Raw genomic sequence first — 21,668 nt, forward strand, 5'->3', positions numbered from 1 at the left:
CCCCCTGGTCGTGGGTTAATGGGGGGGGGCCCACGGGGTGCTCAACGGGCCCCACCACTGGGGCGCCGGGGGGGCCGCCCCCCCCCCGCTCCACAGCCAGCGGCGCCTGGCGCCAGACCACCTGCACCGGCTCGTCGAGGCAGTCCCAGACCAGGCTGGTGCGCAGGATGTCATGCCGGGCAATCGCCCCTTGCAGGGCGTCGATAAAGGCCTTGACCTGCGCCAGGCCGCTGAAGCCGAGCTGCAACTGCAGCAGGTACGGATCGCCGACCTGACTGCTCAGGTGGTGATAGAGGATCCCCGCCTGCAGCGGCGCCAGGGCGTAGATATCCTGCACGTTGTCGACACCGCCCGGCACCCGCTCCAGCACACGTTCGATGGCCGCCGGGTCGAGGTCGGCCAGGGGCAGCATATCGGGGGTGATCGCGGTGCAGGTGGCGCCGATCAGATTGGCCGGCACCTGCACCTCGGGCTCCCCGCCCACGGCCGCCGCCAGGGCCGCCAGGGTCGGCTGGCTGAACAGCACCCGTATATCGGCCCGCAGCTGCGCCTGGCGCATGCGTTCCATCAACTTGACCGCCAGCAGCGAATGGCCGCCCAGCTCGAAAAAGTTGTCATGCCGCCCGACCCGCTCGACCTTGAGCAGGTCTTGCCACAGGCTGGCAATCCGCTGCTCCACCTCGCCTTGGGGGGCCTGGTAGCCGCGTCGGGCCAGTGCCGCGTCATCGGGCATCGGCAACGCCTTGCGGTCCAGCTTGCCGTTGCCAGTCAGGGGCCAGGCCGGCAGCAGGACAAAGGCACTGGGCAGCATGTATTCGGCCAGGCTGCCCAGCAGTTGCTCACGCAAGTGCGCGGCGCTCGGCCCATGGCCGTCCTCGGCAATCAGGTAGGCCACCAGGCGTCGTTCGCCGGGTTCGTCCTCGCGGGCGATGACCAGGGCCTCGCGCACGCCCTCGCAGGCCGCCAACTGGGCCTGGATTTCCCCCAGCTCGATGCGGAAGCCGCGGATCTTCACCTGGTCGTCGTTGCGTCCCAGGTATTCAAGGCTGCCATCGGCCAGCCAGCGGCCCAGGTCACCGGTCTTGTACAGGCGCCCCGCAACCGTGCCGGAGCCTGCGTGGAACGGGTCGGCGATAAAGCGCTCGGCGCTCAAGGCCTCGCGGTTCAGGTACCCGCGGGCCACCCCGGCGCCGCCGACATAGAGCTCGCCGACCACCCCCACCGGCACCGGTTCGCGCTGCGGGTCGAGCAGGTACAGCTGCAGGTCGGGGATCGGCCCACCTATCGGGCTGACACCCGGCACCAGGGCATCGGCAACTTCCAGGGCGCGATAGGTCACGTGCACCGTGGTTTCGGTGATGCCGTACATGTTCACCAGGCGCGTGCCGGCGTTGCCGACGCGCTCGTACCAGGGCTTGAGCATGCCCGGGTCCAGGGCTTCGCCACCGAAAATCACCTGGCGCAGGGAATGCTTACGGTCGCTGCGACCCTGGGCCGCGATCAACTGGCGGAACGCGCTCGGGGTCTGGTTGAGGATGCTCACCCCCGCGTCGCACAGCAGTTCATAGCACTCGTCCGGTGAGCGGCTGATCCGTTGCGGCACCACCAGCAACTGCCCGCCGTGCAGCAGCGCGCCGTAGATTTCCCAGACCGAGAAGTCGAAGGCAAAGGAGTGGAACAGCGCCCACACATCACGGCGGTTGAAGCCGAACCAGCCTTGGGTCGCCGCGAACAACCGGGTCACCTGGCGGTGCTCGACCATCACCCCCTTGGGCAGGCCGGTGGAGCCCGAGGTGTAGATCACATACGCCAGGTGCTCGACCTTGAGCCCCGGCAGCTGCGGGTTGTGCTGCGGCTCGTCGCGCAGGGCATGGCTGTCGAGGTCGATCCGGGGCACCGGGCACTCGCCGACCAGGGCCTGGGTCGCGCCCTGCACCAGCAGCGCCACCGGGGCGCTGTCAGCCAGGGTGTAGGCGATGCGTTCTGCGGGGTAGCTCGGATCGATCGGCACATAACCGGCGCCGGCCTTGAGGATCCCCAGCAGGCCGACGATCATCTCCAGCCCGCGCTCGACGCAGATCGCCACCCGATCATCCGGCTGTACGCCCAGGCCCAGCAGGCGATGGGCCACCTGATTGGCCCGGGCGTTGAGCTGGCGATAACTCAGTTGCAGCGCGTCGACGCGCACTGCCACCGCGTCCGGCGTACGCAGCACCTGGGCCTCGAACAGGCCATGCAGGGTCTGCTCGACGGCATGGTGCTCGCGGCTGCCATGGCCGGCGCCCAGCAGTTGCCGGCGCTCGGCGGCCGGCAGGATCGACAGCTGCTCTACGGCGCTGTGCGGTGCCTGCTCCAGGGCCTGGACCAGGCTTTCCAGGGCGGTGCGCATATAACCGCACACGCGCTCGGCGCCGACTCGCGCCGGGGTCATCACGTTCAGGCGGAAGTCTTGCCCCAGGTCATCGATGTTCAGGCTCAGCGGGTAGTTGCTGCGCTCTTCGCTGGCCAGGGTGTGGATGCCCTGCCACGGCGCCTGGGCAACCGACTGCGCTTGGGCGCTGTGGCGGTAGTTGAGCATGGCGCTGAACAGCGGCAGCGGCGCCGCCACCTGGCTGCAGCGCTGGGCCAGGGCCAGGGACGCATGCTCGTGGCCGAGCAGTGCGCTGAGCCGGGCATGGGTCGCCCGCACCCCGTCGCGCACCGAGGTGGCGTCGATATCCACCCGCAGCGGCAAGGTATTGATAAACATCCCCAGGGCCCGATCGGCGCCCTCGCCGCCCTGCATGCGGCCCATCAGCACGGTGCCGAACACCGGGTGCCGCTGGCCGCTGGTCACGCTCAACACCCGGGCCCAGGCCAGGTGGAACAGGCTCGCGGCACTCACCCCGAGGCCCCGCGCCTGGCTGCGGATACGCCCGCTGAGATCGGCCTCCAGCCGCTGGCTGACTTCCTCTATATCACGCCCGTCGCCCTGCACATCCTGCAGGCCGAATGGCAGGGTCGGCTCGTCGACGTCCCCCAGCATGTCGCGGAAAAACGCCTCGTGTTCCTGCTCGCTGGCCCCCAGCCGTGCCTGGGCCACGTAATTGCGATAAGGCACCGCCGCGCCCAGGCTCGCGCCTTGCCCGGCGAGAAATGCACTCAGTTCATGGCCCACCACTTCCAGCGCGGTGTGGTCCATGGCCAGGTGGTGGAACAACAGCGTGGCAACCACTCTCCGCTGTTGCGGGTCCTTGGCGAACAGCAGCTGGATCAGCGGCGCGCGCGTCATGTCCAGGCGGTAGTGCCGGGCATCGAAGCGCTGCTGCAACTGACCCAGTACATCGCCATCCGCCGCGTCCAGCACCACTTCCTGCGGGTGCAGCTCGGCGTGGCGCCAGACCACCTGCAGTGGTTGTTCCAGGCCTTGCCAGAGCACACTGGTGCGCAGGATATCGTGACGTTCGATGACGTGTTGCAGGGCCCGGGCGAACAGCTGCAGGCGCTCGACGCTGTCGAAGGCCATCTGCGACTGCAACAGGTACGGATCGCCCTGCTCGGCCATCAGGTGGTGATACAGGATGCCTTCCTGCAAGGGCGCCAGGGGATAGATGTCCCGCACATTGGCCGCACCGCCGGGGACGCTCGCGACGATCAGGTCGATGGCGTCCTGGTCCAGCTCCAGCAGCGGCAGCAGGTCCGGGGTGATGCGCTGGCAGCCAAGGGCAATGCGGTTGGCCGGAACCTCGACCTCGCGCCCGCTGCCCACCGCAGCCGCCAGGGCGGCCAGGGTCGGCTGGCTGAACAGAATGCGCACATCGGCGCTGAGGCCGACCTGGCGCATGCGCTCGATCAGGCTCACCGCCAGCAGTGAATGCCCGCCCAGTTCGAAGAAGTGATCGTGGCGTCCCACCTGCTCGACCTTGAGCACTTCGGCCCAGATCCGCGCCAGGGTGGTTTCGATCTCGCCCTGGGGCGCTTCATAGGCGCGACTGAGCAGCGCCGACGAATCCGGCACCGGCAGTGCCTGGCGATCCAGCTTGCCGTTGGGCGTCAGCGGCAATGCCGGCAGCGGCACCAGCAGCCCCGGCACCATGTACTCCGGCAACTGCTGCAACAGGTGTTGGCGCAGGGCCTCGACCTCGGGCACGGTGCTCTCGGGGTGGGTGCTGAAGTAGGCCACCAGACGCTTGTCGCCGGGCACGTCTTCGCGCACCAGCGCCACCGCTTGCCTGATCCCCGGGTAGCGCTCCAGGTGCTCCTGGATTTCCCCCAGCTCGATGCGCAAGCCATGCAGCTTGACCTGGAAATCGTTGCGCCCGAGGAACTCCAGGTTGCCGTCGGCGTGGTAGCGCACCAGGTCGCCGGTGCGGTACAGGCGGTCGCCGGCCACGAACGGGCTGTCGATGAATCGCTCGGCCAACAGCCCCGGCAGCCCCAGGTAACCCCGGGCCACGCCGGCGCCGCCGATGTGCAACTGGCCACTGGCGCCGACCGGCACCGGCTGGTCCTCGGCGTCCAGTACGTACAGGCGGGTATTGGCAATCGGCCGGCCAATCGGCAGTTGCAGCGCCGGCACCGTAGCCCCGGGCTCCAGGGTCCAGACCGTGCTGTCCACCGTGGCCTCGGTCGGGCCGTAGACGTTATGCAACCGCGCCCCCGGCAGGCGTGCCTGGAAGCGCCGGGCCAGGGTCGCGCCCAGCTCGCCGCCGCCACAGAACACATCGGTCAGGCTGCTGCACTGGCTGACCTCGTCCAGTTCCAGGAACAGCTGCAACATGGCCGGCACGAACTGGATCACCGAGATCCGTTGCTCGCGAATCAACTGCGCCAGGTAGCGCGGCTCGCGGTGCCCGTCCGGGCGCGCCAGCACCAGGCGCATGCCCGAGGTCAGCGGCCAGAACACCTCCCAGACCGAAGCGTCGAAGCTCAGTGGGGTTTTCTGCAACAGGCTGCCCTGCGCCGCGCCAGGGCACAGCCCCGAGCTCCAGTGCAGCAGGTTGACCAGCCCGCGGTGCTCCACCATCACGCCCTTGGGCATGCCGGTGGAGCCGGAGGTGTAGATCACATACGCCAGGTGCCGTGCAGTCAGGCCCGACACCTGGAGATCGGCGCTGTCCGGGTGGCTTGGCGCAGGCGCCTGCCAGGCCGCTTGCTCGAGGTCGATCAGCGGCCCCTCAGCCCACTGCACCAAGCCCCGGGTCGCGCCGTGTACCAGCAGCGCCGCGGGCGCACTGTCGTGCAGCATGTAGCCCAGGCGCTCCGGCGGATAAGCCGGGTCCAGCGGCACATAGGCACCGCCGGCCTTGAGGATCGCCAGCAGGCCGACCACCAGCTCCAGGCTGCGCTCGATGCAGATCGCCACCGGCACATCCGGGCCGACCCCGATGTCACGCAGATGCCGGGCCAGCTGATTGGCCCGGGCATTGAGCCCGGCGTAGGTCAGGCATTGCGCGCCCGATTGCAGGGCCGGCGCATCCGGGGTGCGTTGCACCTGGGCTTCGAACAGGCCGTGCACCGTCTGTTCCAGGTTGCATTCAAGCGCGCTGCCGTTGAAGCCGTGCAGCAACTGCGCGTGTTCCGCCGGTGCCAGGATCGGCAGGTGCTTGAGGGCCATGGGCGAGCGTTGCTCCAGGGCCTGCAACAGGGATTCCAGGGCGGTCTGCATGTACCCGCAGACCCGTTGCGCGCCGATCTGCTGCACGGTCATGGCGCCCAGTTGCAAGTCGTCGCCCAGGTCATCGACGTTCAGGCTCAAGGGATAGTTACTGCGCCCGTCATGGGCCAGGGTCTGCATGCCTTGCCAGGCCGGGTGCGCGTCGAGCGGCGCTGCCGCGCCGGCACTGTGCCGGTAGTTGAGAATCGCGCTGAACAGCGGCAGCGGCGCGGCTACTGCGCTGCAACGCTGGGCCAAAGCCAGGGACGCGTGCTCGTGACCGAGCAGCGCGCTCAACCGCGCGTGCACCGCGCGCACCCCGGCGCGGGCATCCTGCTCACCGACATCGACCCGCAGCGGCAAGGTATTGATAAAGATCCCCAGCGCCCGGTCGGCCCCCTCACCGCCCTGCATGCGCCCCACCAGCACGGTGCCGAACACCACCTGCTGGTTGCCGCTGGCCACCGCCAGCACCCGGGCCCAGGCCAGGTGCATCAGGCTCGCGACACTGACCCCGAGCAGACGCGCCTGGCGCCTCAAGCCCTGGCTCAGGGTGGCGGGCAGCCGGTGCCGCACCTCTTCCATGGCAAGCCCATCGCCTTGCACATCCTGCAGGCCGAACGGCAGGCTAGGCGCGTCGATATCGCCAAGCATCTCGCGGAAGAACGCTTCATGTTCCTCGTCACTGACGCCCAGGCGCGCCTGGGCCACGTAGTTGCGATAAGGCATCGCCGGCCCCAGCTCCCGGGCCTGGCCCAGAAGGCAGGCCTGCATTTCCTGGCGCACCACGTCGAAGGCGGTGTGGTCGAGAACGATGTGATGGAACATCAGCAGCACCACCACCCGCTGCTGTGCCGGGTCCTGGGCGTAGGCCAGGCGGATCAGCGGCGCACGGCTCAGGTCCAGGCGATGGTGGCGGGCGTCGAATCGCGCGCCGAGCTGTTGCAGCACATCAGCGTCCGCCACCAGCGGCACCACCTCTTCCACCACCAGTCGGGCCTCGCGCTGCACCACCTGCACCGGGGTGTCCAGGCCCTCCCAGAACACCGCGCTGCGCAGAATGTCGTGGCGTTCGATCACCTGCTGCAAGGCACCGGCGAAAGTCTGCAGGCGTTGCAGGCTGTCAAAGGCCAGGCGGGTTTGCAGCAGATAGGGGTCGCCCTGCTGCGCGGTGATGTGGTGGTAGAGGATGCCTTCCTGCAACGGCGCCAGGGGGTAGATGTCCTGCACATTGGCCGCACCTCCCGGCACGGCGGCGACGATCCGCTCGATGGCGGCCTGGTCCAGGTCCAGCAGTGGCAGCAGGTCCGGGGTGATGTGCCGGCAACCGGGCGCAATGCGGTTGGCCGGGACCTCGACCTCACGCCCACTGCCCACGGCAGCCGCCAGGGCGGCCAGGGTCGGCTGGCTGAACAGAATGCGTACATCGGCGCCGAGGCCGACCTGGCGCATGCGCTCGATCAGGCTCACCGCCAGCAGCGAATGCCCGCCCAGCTCGAAGAAGTGGTCATGGCGGCCGACCTGTTCGACCTTGAGCACCTCCTTCCAGATCTGCGCCAGGGCCATTTCCACCGCGCCCTCGGGCGCCTCGAAGCCACGGCTGAGCAGCGCATCCGCTCCCGGCTCGGGCAAGGCCTTGCGGTCGAGCTTGCCATTGGCGGTCAACGGCAGCGCATCGAGCCGAACGTAGGCCGCCGGCACCATGGCGTCCGGCAGGCGGCCTTGCAGATGGGCGTGCAGTTGCTCGATATCCAGCTGTTCGGCCTGCTCGGTGAAATAGACCACCAGCCGCGCGTCACGCACCAGCGCCACCGCCTCCTTGACCCCGGCGTGGCTGGCCAGGGCGCTCTCGACTTCGCCCAGTTCGATGCGCACCCCACGCACCTTGACCTGGTCGTCGTTGCGCCCCAGGTAATCAAGGTTGCCGTCCGCGCGCCAGCGCGCCAGGTCACCGCTGCGGTACATGCGGGCCTCGGGTTCAGCGCTGAAAGGGTCGGCCATAAAGCGCTCGGCGCTCATCTGTGGACGGTTCAGGTAACCCCGCGCCACCCCGGCGCCCCCGATATACAGCTCGCCGACCACGCCTTGGGGCACCGGACGCTGCTGTTCATCCAGCAGGTAAACCCGGGCATTGCCCACCGGCTGGCCGATATGCAGCGCCTGGCCGACCTGGACTGCGCCCGAGGTGGCGACCACCGTGGCTTCGGTGGGGCCGTAGTTGTTGATCACGGCGAAGGTCTGGGCCGTGCTGAACTGGCGCAGGCGGTCGCCGCCGATCAGCAGGGTCTTCAGGGTCGGGTGTTGCAGTTGGCGGCTGAAGGCGTACTCGGCCACCGGGGTCGGCAAGAAGCTGACCTCCAGCGGCTGCGCCTGCCACCAGGCCAGCAGCAGTTCGAGGTTGTCATTGCCGACCTCGGCCGGCGGCAGGTGCAGGGTCGCGCCGACGCACAAGGCCGGCCAGACCTCCCAGGCCATGGCGTCGAAGCCGAAACCGGCGACGCTGGAGACCTGGCTGCCCGGGTGTTGGTCGAAGGTCAGGTTGTGCCAGTGCACCAGGTTTTCCAGGGTCCGGTGCTCCACCATCACCCCCTTGGGCAGGCCGGTGGAACCCGAGGTGTAGATCACATAGGCCAGGTGCGCCGGAGTCAGCCCGGCAAGTTGCGGATTGCTGCGGGGCTGGCCGAGCCAGTGCCGCTGGTCGAGGTCGATCAGTGGCAACGCGGTCGCCGCCCAGCGCCCGAGCCATTCGCCCTGGGTCAACAGCGCCACCGGGGCGCTGTCCTGCAGCAGGTAGTGCTGGCGCTCGTCCGGCAGCGCCGGGTCGATCGGCACATAGGCGGCGCCGGCCTTGAGAATCGCCAGCAGGCCCAGGAGCATGTCCGGGCCACGGCGCACACTGATCGCCACCCGATCATCAGGCTGCACTCCCAGCGCCAGCAGTTGGTGGGCCAGTTGATTGGCACTCTGGTTGAGCTGGCCATAGCTCAGGCTGTGCGCGCCCTGGATCACGGCCGGGGCCTCGGGCATGGCGGCCGCGCAGGCTTCGAACAGGCCATGAATGGTCTGCCCGCGCGGGTAGTGCGCAGGGCTCGGGTTGAACTGGTGCAACAGCTGTTGGCGCTCTTCCGCCGGCAGGATCGACAGCTGGTCGAGGGTGACCGCCGACCCCTGCTCCAGGGCCTGCACCAAGTGTTCCAGGGCGGTGTGCATGTAGCCGCAGATGCGCTGCGGATCAATCGGCGCCTGGCTCAGCACGCTCAGGCCAAAGCTGTCGCCACGGTCGTTGACGCTCAGGGTCAGCGGGTAGTTGCTGCGCTCTTCGCCCCCCAGGACATCGATCCCGTCCCACAGCTGCGGTCCGGCCTGGGGCTGGGTGCCGGCCTGGCTATGGCGGTAGTTGAGCAAGGCACTGAACAGCGGCGCCGCCCCCGTCACCCCGCTGCACCGCTGGGCCAGAGCCAGGGACGCGTGTTCATGCCCCAGCAGCGCGCTGAGCCGGGCGTGGGTGGCCTTGACCGCAGCCCGTGGCGCCACGGCGCCGACTTCGACCCGCAGCGGCAAGGTGTTGATGTACATGCCCAGGGCGCGGTCGGCGCCCTCGCCGCCCTGCATCCGCCCCAGGAGCACGGTGCCGAACACCACATCCCGGCGGTTGCCGAGTTGCCCCAGGACCTGGGCCCAGGCCAGGTGCATCAGGCTCGCCACACTCACCCCCAGGCTTCGCGCCTGTTCCCGCAGGCGTCGGTTCAGGGCCGGCTCCAGGGCGCGCGCGGCCTCCTCGATAGGCTGCCCGTCGCCCTGCACATCCTGCAGGCCAAACGGCAGGGTCGGCTCGTCGATATCGCCGAGCATCTGCCGGAAGAACGCCTCATGCTCGGCCTGGCTCACCCCCAGGCGCGCCTGGGCCACGTAGTTGCGATAAGGCGCAGCGGCCCCCAGGCTGGCACCCTGGCCGCTGATCAGGGCTTGCATCTCCTGGCTCACCACCTCGAGGGCGGTGTGGTCCATGGCCAGGTGATGGAACAGCAGAATCGCCACCACCCGCTGCTGCGCCGCATCCCAGGCGTGCACCAGACGGATCAGCGGTGCACGGGTGATATCCAGGCGGTAATGGCGGGCATCGAAGCGCTGTTGCAACTGCTCCAGCACATCCCCGCCCGCCGGGTCCGGCGTCAGCTCTTGCAGCACCAGCTCGGCATGGCGCCAGACCACTTGCAGCGGTTGTTCCAGGTTTTCCCAGAGCACGCTAGTGCGCAGGATATCGTGGCGCCCGATCACCTGTTGCAAGACCCCGGCGAACACCTGCAAGCGCTCGTGGCTGTCAAACGCCAGACGGGTCTGCAACAGGTAGGGGTCACCCTCCCCGGCAGCCAGGTGGTGATACACAATGCCCTCCTGCAACGGCGCCAAGGGGTAGATGTCCTGCACATTGGCCGCACCGCCGGGCACGCTGGCGACGATCAGGTCGATGGCCTCCTGGCTCAGTTCCAGCAGCGGCAGCAGGTCCGGGGTGATGCGCTGGCAGCCGAGGGCAATGCGGTTGGCCGGAACCTCGACCTCGCGCCCGCTGCCCACCGCCGTCGCCAGGGCCGCCAGGGTCGGCTGGCTGAACAGGATCCGCACATCGGCGCCCAGGCCGACCTGGCGCATGCGCTCGATCAGGCTCACCGCCAGCAGTGAATGCCCGCCCAGTTCAAAGAAGTTGTCATGCCGCCCGACCTGTTCGACCTTGAGCACCGCTTTCCAGATCTGCGCCAGGGCCGTTTCCACCGGCCCCAGGGGCGCTTCGAAATCGCGGCTGATAAAGGATTCGAGCCCCGGGGCCGGCAAGGCCTTGCGGTCGAGCTTGCCGTTGGCGGTCAGGGGCCAGTCGGCCAGCGCGACATAGGCCGCCGGCAGCATGTATTCCGGCAACTGCTCGTGGAGCCAGGCCCGCAGGGCCTCGTTATCCAGGTCGGACGGCGCCAGCTGCGGCCGATAGTAGGCCACCAGGCGCTTATGCCCCGGCTCATCTTCCCGGGCCAGGACCACTGCGCTTTCGACCTCGGGGTGCAGGGCCAGCCGCGCCTCGATTTCGGCCAGTTCGATGCGCATGCCGCGGATTTTCACCTGGTCGTCATTGCGCCCCAGGTAGTCCAGCGTGCCGTCCGCCAGCCAGCGCGCCAGGTCGCCGGTGCGGTACATGCGCGCCCGGGGCTGGTTGCTGAACGGATCGTCGAGGAAACGCTCCGCGGTCATCTGCGGCCGGTGCAGGTAACCCCGGGCCACCCCGGCGCCGCCGATGTACAGCTCGCCGGCAACCCCGACCGGCACCGGGCGCAACTGCTCATCCAGCAGGTAGACCTGAGCATTGGCAATCGGCCGGCCGATATGCAGCGCCTGGCCGACCTGGACCGCGCCCGAGGTGGCGACCACCGTGGCTTCGGTGGGGCCGTAGTTGTTGATCACGGCGAAGGTCTGGCCCTGGTTGAACTGGCGCAGGCGATCGCCGCCGATCAGCAGGGTCTTCAGGGTCGGGTGTTGCAGGTGCTGGCTGAAGGCGTACTCGGCCACCGGGGTCGGCAAAAAGCTCACCTCCAGCGGCTGCGCCTGCCACCAGGCCAGCAGTTGCTGGATATCTTCATTGCCGATCTCCCGGGGCGGCAGGTGCAAGGTCGCCCCCGCGCACAGGCTCGGCCAGACCTCCCAGGCCATGGCGTCAAAGCCGAAACCGGCGACGCTGGAGACCTGGCTGCCCGGGTGCTGGTCAAAGGCCTGGTTGTGCCAGTGCACCAGGTTTTCCAGGGTCTGGTGCTCGACCATCACCCCCTTGGGCAGGCCGGTGGAGCCCGAGGTGTAGATCACATAGGCCAGGTGTGCCGAAGTCAGGGCCGGCAGCGGCAGATCGGTGGACGGTCGCTCGCGCCATAGCGGGTGGTCGAGGTCGATCAGCGCCACGTCCAGCGTCGGCAACTGCCCCAGCAGCGCGCCCTGGGTCAGCAGCGCCCGGGGCGCGCTGTCTTCGAGCAGGTAGCGCAGGCGCTCCTCCGGCAACCCCGGGTCCAGCGGCACATAACCTGCGCCGGCCTTGAGAATACCCAGCATCCCCACCAGCATCGCCGGGCCGCGCTGCACGCAGAGCGCCACCCGGTCATCAGGTTTCACCCCCATGTCCAGCAGGTGGTGGGCCAGCTGGTTGGCCTGGGCATTCAATGCGCCATAACTCAGGCCCTGCCCGCCCTGGGTCAGCGCCACGGCGTCGGGCTGGCTCGCCACCCGGGCTTCGAACAGGCGGTGCACGGCCTGGCTCTTGGGGAACGACAACTGGTGAGCATTGAACCCGCGCAACAGGCTTTCGCGCTCAGCCTCGGGCACCATCGACAGCTCGCGCAAGGCCAGGCTCGGGGTCTGTTCCAGGGCCTCCACCAAATGCTGCAGGGTGGTGTGCAGGTAGTCGGTGATGCGCTGCACGCCAATCGAACGCTCGACCATCAGGGTCAGGGTGAAACCTTCGCCCAGGTCATCGACGTTGAACGTCAGCGGGTAGTTGCTGCCTTCATCGGAGCCCAGCACCTGCACGCCTTCGGCCAGTTCGATAACCTCGGCCAGGTCGGCGGCGGCGCTGTGGCGGTAGTTGAGAATGGCGTTTAACAGCGGCGTCGAGGCGTTGACCCCACTGCAACGCTGGGCCAGCGCCAGGGACGCGTGCTCATGGTTGAGCATGGTGCTCAGGCGAGCGTGGGTGGCGCGCACCCCGGCGCGCACGTCGAGGTGGCCGAGGTCGACCCGCAGCGGCAGGGTATTGATAAACATCCCCAGGGCCCGATCCGCGCCCTCGCCGGCCTGCATCCTGCCGAGCAGCACGGTGCCGAACACCACTACGTCGCGCCCGCAGAGCTGGCCCAGGACCAGGGCCCAGGCCAGGTGCATCAGGCTCGCCGCACTGACCCCGAGCTGCCGCGCCTGATCCCGCAGGCGCAGGCTCAGGGCGCTGTCCAGCGGCGCCCGCAGGTGGTCGATGACGTGGCTGTCACCCTGCACGTCCCGCAGGCCGAACGGCAGGGTCGGCTCGTCGATGTCGCCGAGCATGTCGCGGAAGAACGCTTCGTGCACCTGATCGCTCTGGCCCATGCGCGCCTTGGCCAGGTAATTGCGAAACGGCACCGCCACCGGAACCTCCCCGGCGCGGCCCTGCATATGGGCCAGAATCTCTTCGCGCACCACGTCCAGTGCGCTGTGATCGAGGATGGTGTGGTGCGACAACAGCAGCGCGACGACCCGCTGCCGGGCCGGGTCTTCGGCAAACACCAGGCGCAACAGGGGCGCCTGTTGCAGGTCCAGGCGGTAGTGGCGGGCATCGTGGCGCGCCTGCAACTGGCTCAGTACCTCACCGGCCAGAGGATCGCAGACGATCTCCTCGCACACCAGGCGCGCCTGGCGCCAGACCACTTGCAACGGCGAGTCCAGACTTTCCCAGGCCATGGCGGTGCGCAGGATGTCGTGGCGGTCGATGGTCCATTGCAACGCCTGGGCAAAGGCCTCGAAACGCGCACGGCAGTCAAAGGCGAAGCGCGTCTGCAGCACGTAGGGGTCGCCCTGCTGCGCCGACAGGTGATGGTAGAGCATGCCTTCCTGCAACGGCGCCAGGGGGTAGATGTCCTGCACGTTGGCCGCACCGCCCGGCACAGTGGCGACGATACGCTCGATGGCGGCCTGGTCCAGGTCCACCAGCGGCAGCATGTCCGGGGTGATGCGAAAGGCCGGGCTCGACCAGTCGCCGGCATGCTCGGCCACCAGCTCCAGCAACTGCGCCTTGTGCCGGACCAGGCTGTCCCACAGCTCATCATCCAGCGCGGCGTCATCACCCAGGATAACCAGATCGCCGTCCTCCATTTGCAGACGGATCGCCAGGGTGGAAAGAACTGCCATCAATTCGCTGAAGTGCATTGGGTAACCTGCTTTGAATTCGGAAACGGTTGTCGAGAAAATCCATGTTCAGCTGCAACCTGTGCCCCGCCGGCGAACCGCCGCGCCGAAGCACCCGGCACTCGGTGCCGACCTGGGATACGCGTGGGCCGTGGTCTGTAAAAGTGACAGGGACATCGGGCCCGACGGGGCACCCCGCAGGCTCGAAAAACTAAACCATCGACGTCTGCGGACATGACATGGGAAGCCGGGACAAGCCCCCCGGCCGGGCCGCCAGGCCCGAACTGCGGGGCCTGACGGTGGTCTGCGCGGCTTACAGGCGCCGCTTGCGGTTGAGCTGGGGAATGGTGGTCTGCGGTACGTCCACCTGCTGCACCGGCACCAGGATCCGCGCCGCCAGCGCCGCCAGGGTCGGCTGGTTGAACAGCATCCGCGCATCGGCCTCCAGCCCTGCCTGGCGCATGCGCGCCACCAGGCTCACGGCCAGCAGCGAGTGGCCACCCAGCTCGAAGAAGTGATCATGGCGCCCGACCCGCTCGATCTTCAGGACCTCGGCCCAGATCTGCGCCAGGGTGATTTCCACTGTTCCTTCGGGCGCCTCGTAACCCCGGTTTACCACCGCATCCAGGCCCGGTGCCGGCAGCGCCTGGCGGTCCAGCTTGCCGTTGGGGCTCAGAGGCAACGCCGCCAGCTGGACAAAGGCCGAAGGCACCATGTACTCCGGCAATTGCGCCAGCACATGGGCGCGCAAGGCTTCGACCGTCGGCGCCGGTGTCGCGCCGCGCAGGGTGTAGTAACTCACCAGGCGCTCGTCGCGCATCAGCACCACCACTTCACGCAACGCCGGGTGGCTGGCCAGTCGCGCCTCGATCTCCCCGAGCTCGACCCGCAGCCCGTGCAGCTTGACCTGGAAGTCGTTGCGCCCAAGGAACTCCAGGTTGCCGTCGGCGCGGTAGCGCACCAGGTCGCCGGTGCGATACAGGCGGTCGCCGGCCACGAATGGACTGTCGATAAAGCGCTCGGCCATCAACTCGGGCAGGCCCAGGTAGCCCCGGGCCACGCCGACCCCGCCGATGTGCAACTGACCGCTGACACCCAGGGGCACCGGCGCGTCATGGGCATCCAGCACATACAGCCGGGTATTGCTGATGGGACGGCCGATCGGCAGCTGGATCGGCGGCACTTCGGCCCCGGGTTCGAGGGTCCAGGCGCTGCTGTCGACGGTGGCCTCAGTGGGCCCGTAGACGTTGTGCAGGCGAGCCTGGGGCAGCAGTTGCTGGAAGCGCCGGGCCATGGCCGCAGTCAGCTCGCCGCCGCCGGCGAAGACGTCGGTCAGGCTCCGGCACTGGCTGACTTCATCCAGCTCGAGGAACTGCTGCAGCATCGCCGGCACAAACTTCACCAGGGTGATCCCCTGTTCGCGGATCAGCCGCGCCAGGTACGCCGGATCCCGGTGCCCATCGGGGCGCGCCAGCACCAGGCGCATGCCGATGCTCAACGGCCAGAACAGCTCCCACACCGAGCCGTCGAAACTGAACGGGGCCTTCTGCAACAGGCTGCCGCTGGCCGCCCCCGGGCACAGGCCCGAACTCCAGTGCAGCAGGTTGCCCAGGCCGCGGTGCTCGATCATGACCCCCTTGGGGGTGCCGGTGGAACCCGAGGTGTAGATCACATAGGCCAGGTGCGAAACCCCAAGCCCCGGCACCTGGGGATCACTGTGAGGCTGGTGCTGCCAGGTGCAGCGGTCGAAGTCGATCAGCGGCACCCGACTGCCTTCCATCAGCGCCCGCGTTGCGCCATGGACCAGCACCGCGACCGGCGCACTGTCGTGCAACATGTAGTGCAGGCGTTCCGGCGGATAACCCGGGTCCAGCGGCACATAGGCGCCGCCGGCCTTGAGAATGCCCAGCAGGCCGACCAGCAGTTCCAGCCCGCGCTCGACGCAGATCGCCACCCGAGAATCGGGCTGCACCCCTTGCTCGCGCAGGTGATGGGCCAGCTGGTTGGCCCGGGCATTGAGCTCGTGGTAAGTCAGCTGCTGCTCGCCGGCCACCAGGGCCACCGCCTGGGGTGTGCGTCGGACCTGGGCCTCGATCAGGGCATGCAGGGTCTGGTCATGGGGGTAGGCCTCGACGGTGGCGTTGAACTCCTGCAACAGCTGCCGACGTTCGGCCTGCGGCAGGATCGGCACCTGCGCCAGGGGCTGCTGCGGCGTCTGTTCCAGGGCCTGCACCAGGCCGTCGAGGGCGCTCTGCAGGTAATCCAGCAGACGTTGCGCGCCGACCGCGCGCGGGGCCCGGGCAGACAGGCGAAAGCCCGCGCCCAGGTCATCCACCGCCAGGCTCAGCGGGTAGCTGACAATTTCTTCACTGCTCAACAGCTCGATACCCGCCAGCCCGGCCAAGGCCACGGCGGCCGGGGCATGCCGGTAATTGAGCAGGCTGTTGAACAGCGGCGTCGGCGCCACCACGCCACTGCAGCGCTGCGCCAGGGCCAGGGCCGCATGCTCGTGGACCAGCAGCGCGCTCAGGCCGTCATGGGTCTCGCGCAGCGCCTGCTGGACACTGCGTCCCGCCAGCTTGACCCGCAGCGGCAGGGTATTGATAAACATGCCCAGGGCCCGGTCCGCGCCCTCTCCGGCCTGCAGCCTGCCGAGCAGCACCGTGCCGAACACCAGGTCATCGCGCCCGGACAGACACCCCAGCACTTGGGCCCAGGCCAGGTGGTAGAGGCTCGCCGCACTCACCCCCCGTTGCCGTGCCTGGCGCCGCAGGCGGCGCCCCAGCCCGGTGTCGAGCAGGCACTGCACCTGCTCCTGGTCGTCGCGCTCCACTTGATACGCCTGCAGGCCGAAGGCCAGGGTTGGTTCGTCGACGTCGCCAAGCAAGGCGGTAAAAAAGGCTTCGTGCTCGGCCTGGCGACTGGCCTGGCGGGCTTGGGCCACGTAGTTGCGATAGGCGACCGCAGGCGCCAATCGGCCTTGCTGACCCCGCAGGTGGGCCTGGATTTCCGCGATCAACACCGCCGTCGAGGTGGCGTCGTTGATCAGGTGATGGAAGCGCAACATGCCGATCCAGCGCTGTTGCAGCGGGTCTTCGGCCCAGGCCATGGCCATCATCGGCGCCTGGCGGATATCCAGCGGGCGCAGCGCGGGTGTGAAGCGTGCGGCCAACTGCCCGAGGATATCCCCCGACTGCGGTTCCAGCCGCACCTCCTCCATCGTCAGCCGCGCCTCGCGCCACACCACTTGCATGGGTTGCTCCAGGCCGTCCCAGGCCAGGCTGGTGCGCAGGATGTCATGGCGCTCCACCACCTGTTGCAGCGCCTGGGCAAAGGCCTCAAGGCGTTCGCGGCTGGCGAAGGCGAACATTGCGTGTTGCTGATAAGGGTCGCCGTGCTCGGCGCTGATGTGGTGGTACAGCAGGCCCTCCTGCAAGGGCGCCAGAGGGTAGATCTCCTGCACATTGGCCGCGCCGCCGGGGATACCGGCGACGATGCGCTGGATATCTTGCGGCTGGAGGCTGACCAGGGCCAGCATCTGCGGGGTGATGTGGGTGCAACCCGGGGCAATGCGGTTGGCCGGCACCTGGACTTCCCGGCTGTTGCCCACCGCTGCCGCCAGCGCCGCCAGAGTCGGCTCGCTGAACAGCACCCGCACATCAGCGCCAAGACCGGCCTGGCGCATGCGCTCGATCAGGTTCACCGCCAGCAGCGAATGCCCGCCCAGCTCGAAGAAGTGATCGTGGCGCCCTACCCGCTCGACCTGGAGCACCTCGGCCCAGATCTGCGCCAGGGTGATTTCGACCTCGCCCCGGGGCGCTTCGTAGTCGCGGCTGAGCACGGCCGAGGCCGCCGGCAGCGGCAGTGCCTTGCGGTCGAGCTTGCCGTTGGCGGTCAGCGGCAGCGCCGGCAATTGCACGTAGGCCGAGGGCAGCATGTACTCCGGCAACCGGCCTTGCAGGCTGGCGTGCAGGCTCTTGATCGACACCTCGCCAGCGCCGGCATGGACCGTGAAGTAAGCCACCAGACGCTTGTTGCCCGGACTGTCTTCGCGCAGCAGCACGGCGGCGTCCTTGATCCCGGCACACGTCGCCAGGCAGCTTTCGATCTCCCCCAGCTCGATGCGAAAGCCCCGCAGCTTGACCTGCTGGTCATCGCGCCCCTGGTACAGCAAGACGCCGTCGGCGCGCCAGCAGGCCAGGTCGCCGGTGCGGTACATCCGCCCCTGGGGATCGCTGGCAAAGGGATCGGCGAGAAACTTTTCCGCCGTCAGCTGCGGCTGGTTCAGGTAACCCTGAGCGACCCCGGCGCCGCCGATATACAGCTCGCCGACCACGCCCACGGCCACCGGCTGCTGGCGGGCATCGAGCACATAGGCGTGGCTGTTGCCGATGGGCCGGCCAATGGGAATGCCCCCGGCCTCGACCTGGCGGATCTCGAAGGTGGTGGAAAAGGTCGTGGCTTCGGTCGGGCCATAGCCGTTGAGCAGATGCTGCGGCGCACCCTGCTCCAGCACCCGGGCAATCACGTTCGGGTCCAGCACATCGCCGCCGACTATCAGGTAGCGCAAGCGATGCAGGACCGGCATCAGGCCATCGGCGTGCTGATGAAACAGCCCGGCGGTCATCCACAGCACGCTGACGTTCTGCTCCAGCAGCAACTTCGCCAGGGCCTGGCTGGACAGCAGCACCTCTTGCTCGACCACCACCACGCAACCCCCATTGAGCAAGGGCGCCCAGACTTCCAGGGTGCTGGCGTCGAACGCCGGGTTGGAAGCGAACGCCACCCGGTCATGGCGGTTGAACTCGGCGTAACCGTTGTTCAGCACCAATCGGCTGACGGCGCGATGCGGCACCAGCACCCCCTTGGGCACGCCGGTGGAGCCGGAGGTGTACATCAGGTAGGCGACACTTTGCGACGACTGCGCCAGCTCCGGGTTGTGCGCCGGCTGGCGTTCAAGGCCAAGTTGCTCCAGATCGATGCGCGGGGTCCGGCACTCCAGGGCCAGGTCGCCATGGCTGAGCAGCAGCCGCGCCCGGCTGTCTTCGAGAATAAAACCCTGGCGCTGGCCAGGGGCCTGAATATCCAGCGGCACATAGACCGCCGCGCATTTGTTGATGGCCAACTGGCTGACCAGCAACGGCAGGGAACGTGGCAGCAGGACCGCCACCCGGTCTCCCGGCTGCACTCCCTGACTCAGCAGGAGGTGGGCCAACTGATTGGCGCGGCGATTCAGCTCGGCGTAGCTGACGGACTGCGAACCGTGCACCGCCGCCGGCGCTTCCGGGCTCAGCCGCGCCTGGGTCTCGAACAGGCCGTGCAGGGTCTGGCGGTCCGGGTAGTGACGCTCTGTGGCGTTCCATTGCCGGATCTGCACCGCCTCGTGCGCGGTGACCAGGGAAAACTCGCCAACCCTCCGCGCGCCGTCAGCCAGCCCCTGTTCCAGCACATGGATAAAACGCTCGGCCAGGGCCTCGACGTCGTTCTCCTGAAAATAGGCCTGGTTGTAGACGTAGTGAATCCACGCCTGGTCGTTGTAGCGGTTGCTGCGCAGGTGGATCACCAGCGGCATCGGCTCGTGGTTGTTCGGCACCTTGATCGCCTGGGCCCGGGCCTCGCCGTAACGGTAATCATGGTCGTCCTGCTCATAGGACACCGAAAGGTCGAACACCTGGCCACGGTCCTCGCGCCACAGGCCCAGCGCGCGATTCATTTCACTCAGGGAAAACCGCTGGTGGCGAAAATCCTGTTTCAGCCCATCGCGGATCGCCGCCACCAGCTCGGCAAAGGTCAGCTCCCGGCCAAAGGCCAGGCGCACTGCACTGACTTGGGTGAACAGACCCAGGGTCGACCTGAATCGTGCGTTGGAGCGGTTGAGAATCGGCAAGCCAACCACCCATTCGTCACGCTCGCCGGTGCGGGTGAAGTAGACATACAGCGCCGCCAGCAGCACATGAAAGACCGAGGCCTGCCAGGTTTTCGCCTGCTGCTGCATGCGCTCATGCAGGGCCCCGGGGAAGGCCCGGACCATGCTCCCGCCCGGCGCCCCATGGCGCGGGTAACGCTCGCGATAGCGCGGCACCAGCAGCGGCTCGGGCAGGCTGCGGTATTTGTCCAGCCAGTAGGCACGATCACGGGCGTAGCGCGGCGAGCCGTGGTAGCGCGCGTCGTCGTGGATGAAGTCGATATAGGACGCGGCCTCAAGCTCCGGGGCTTGGCCCTGGACCAGGGCGCTGTAGATTCCGCCCAGGGAATCCAGCATCTGGCCGAAGCCCCAGCCATCGAGAATCAGGTGATGGGCCTGGGTGCCCAGCAGGTAATGGTTGGCACTGAGCTTGACCAGGAAGAAACGGAACAGGGGCGCGCCATACAGCCCATAGACCCGGGCCATTTGCTGCTGCATCAGGGCCTGGGCCTGAACCATCGGTTCGGTGTGCCGGGAAACATCATGCAGCGGCATGTGCACCGGCACTTCGCGGGCGAAGGTCTGCAACGGCAGGCCGTCGGGGCCGGTATCGGCCAGCAGCACGGTGCGCAGGGCGTCATGCTTGTGCACCAGGAGCTCGACGGCGCGCTGCATCAGCCCGGGATCCACCGGCCCCTCCAGCTCGACATAGCCGCCGATGTTGTAACGCGGCGAATCCGCCCGGCTCAGTTGGTCGAGCCAGATATCGCTTTGGGCGACGGTCAGGGCAAAGGTGTGCGGAGTCGCTGGGCCCGGGTTCATGGACGGGCACCCGGGGCGGCAGAAAAAAGCGTCATAAGATCCTTCTCATGTGATGGCCCCGCAGCGCGCGCGAAGTGCTGGCCTCAGGCGCGGCGCCGACGATGGGGGGTATCGCCGGATTTAAGCATCAGCCCCAACACCCGCGTGACACCCGAAACCCGGACAACCTGCCGCGCTGCCTAGGCCCCGGGAAGGAAGCAGTTGGGCGCCAGTCGGGACAGCTCGGGTGCCTGGATCGGGCGCAAGCAGAAAGTTCCAGAAGCTTGGCTTATATGGCTGTAGGAAATCCGCCATAGCTCAGGCACGCCGCTCGCCTGGTCGTCATCGGGTCAAAAAAACAAACCCATTACTTTCAGCAGGTTACGAACACTTTCCAGAACAATAAGGCGGCCAATCAGCGCAAGCGTCAAATTAATCCCGTGGTTTTCATGGCAGCGTTTGTCCCGGTGTTCCCGTACAGACCTCAGACAATTCCATGGGATTTAATGAAATGTCGGGTGCTGGCTCAGCTTCATGGAGAACTGATCAGCCCCGCACTGCCCCCGTTCAACGTTCGACGATCTGTCTACATCAAGGATGATAAGGATATGAGTCTGACCAGCAGTATCGGAACCATCGAAAGCCCGCCGTTCTACTTCGAACTGGGCGAGCTCATCTCCAGCACCGGCAACGACCGATTCGCCGCCAATATGCTGCACCTGGTGGAAAAACGCGTTCCGGTAACCCGAGTCGAACTCAGCGAATGGACCCTCGATGAAGAACTCGCCTCCCTGCTGGACATCAAGCCCCTGGGCAGCGCCACCCTGCGCGAGGACAGCCCCTGCCCCACCTCCTGGCAACGCAACGCCCAGCCCCTGCTGGAAAAAATGCTCGAAATGGACGACGCGCTGCTGATCCAGGTGAACGCCCGGGCCGGCGATCCTGCAAGCCGCCATACGGTCCGCGAAACCTCCCATCAGTGCAGCCTGGTGTCGCGCACGTCCAATCGACGGTGCGTCATTTCCTTTTACCGACCGCGCCATCTGCGGGTGTTTTCCCTGTCCGAACTGTCGTTTCTCAAGAGCCTGTCGCAAACCCTGCTGCCGCTGATCGAGCGTCACGCCCAGGCCAACCGCAATGCCGCCCTGGGCCAGGCCTGGGCCGGCGGGTTGCCGGCGCTGCCGGAGCAGGCGCTGTTGCAACGCGAGTTCGACGAGCGCCTGTCGCGCAATGACATCACCCTCTCGGCCCGGGAAAAAGAGGTGTGCCTGGGGCTGCTGAGCGGCGGCACGGTGCCGCAACTGGCGGAAAAACTCAGCCTCAAGAACAGCTCCATCGAAACCTACCTCAAGCGTGCCGCCGCCAAGCTGGGGGTAAGCGGCCGCCATGGATTGGCCAAGTGGATGGTCGGCGCGTGATCCG

The 21,668-nt window shown here is 67.7% G+C and carries 3 protein-coding genes; 1 reads left to right on the plus strand and 2 read right to left on the minus strand.

Annotated elements, in window-relative coordinates; all coding sequences use genetic code 11:
- Nucleotides 1-13,561 (minus strand): amino acid adenylation domain-containing protein (locus tag ACOZJV_RS05155; protein ID WP_421547007.1); only part of this gene is annotated, 13,561 nt, incomplete at its 3' end.
- 292 nt (nucleotides 13,562-13,853) lie between these two features.
- The gene (locus ACOZJV_RS05160; RefSeq protein ID WP_421547008.1) at nucleotides 13,854-20,267 is read right to left on the minus strand and encodes an amino acid adenylation domain-containing protein; all 6,414 of its coding nucleotides are present in this window, start codon (nucleotides 20,265-20,267) and stop codon (nucleotides 13,854-13,856) included.
- A 587-nt stretch (nucleotides 20,268-20,854) separates the two neighbouring features.
- Here ACOZJV_RS05160 and ACOZJV_RS05165 point away from each other — a divergent pair.
- Nucleotides 20,855-21,664 (plus strand): helix-turn-helix transcriptional regulator, encoded by an 810-nt coding sequence (locus ACOZJV_RS05165; protein ID WP_421547009.1) that lies wholly within the window; start codon nucleotides 20,855-20,857, stop codon nucleotides 21,662-21,664.
- Nucleotides 21,665-21,668: the final 4 nt, after the last annotated feature.

Origin of the sequence: Pseudomonas sp. QD4, assembly GCF_049199125.1 — a bacterium.
In the GTDB taxonomy this organism is placed as follows: Bacteria; Pseudomonadota; Gammaproteobacteria; order Pseudomonadales; family Pseudomonadaceae; genus Aquipseudomonas.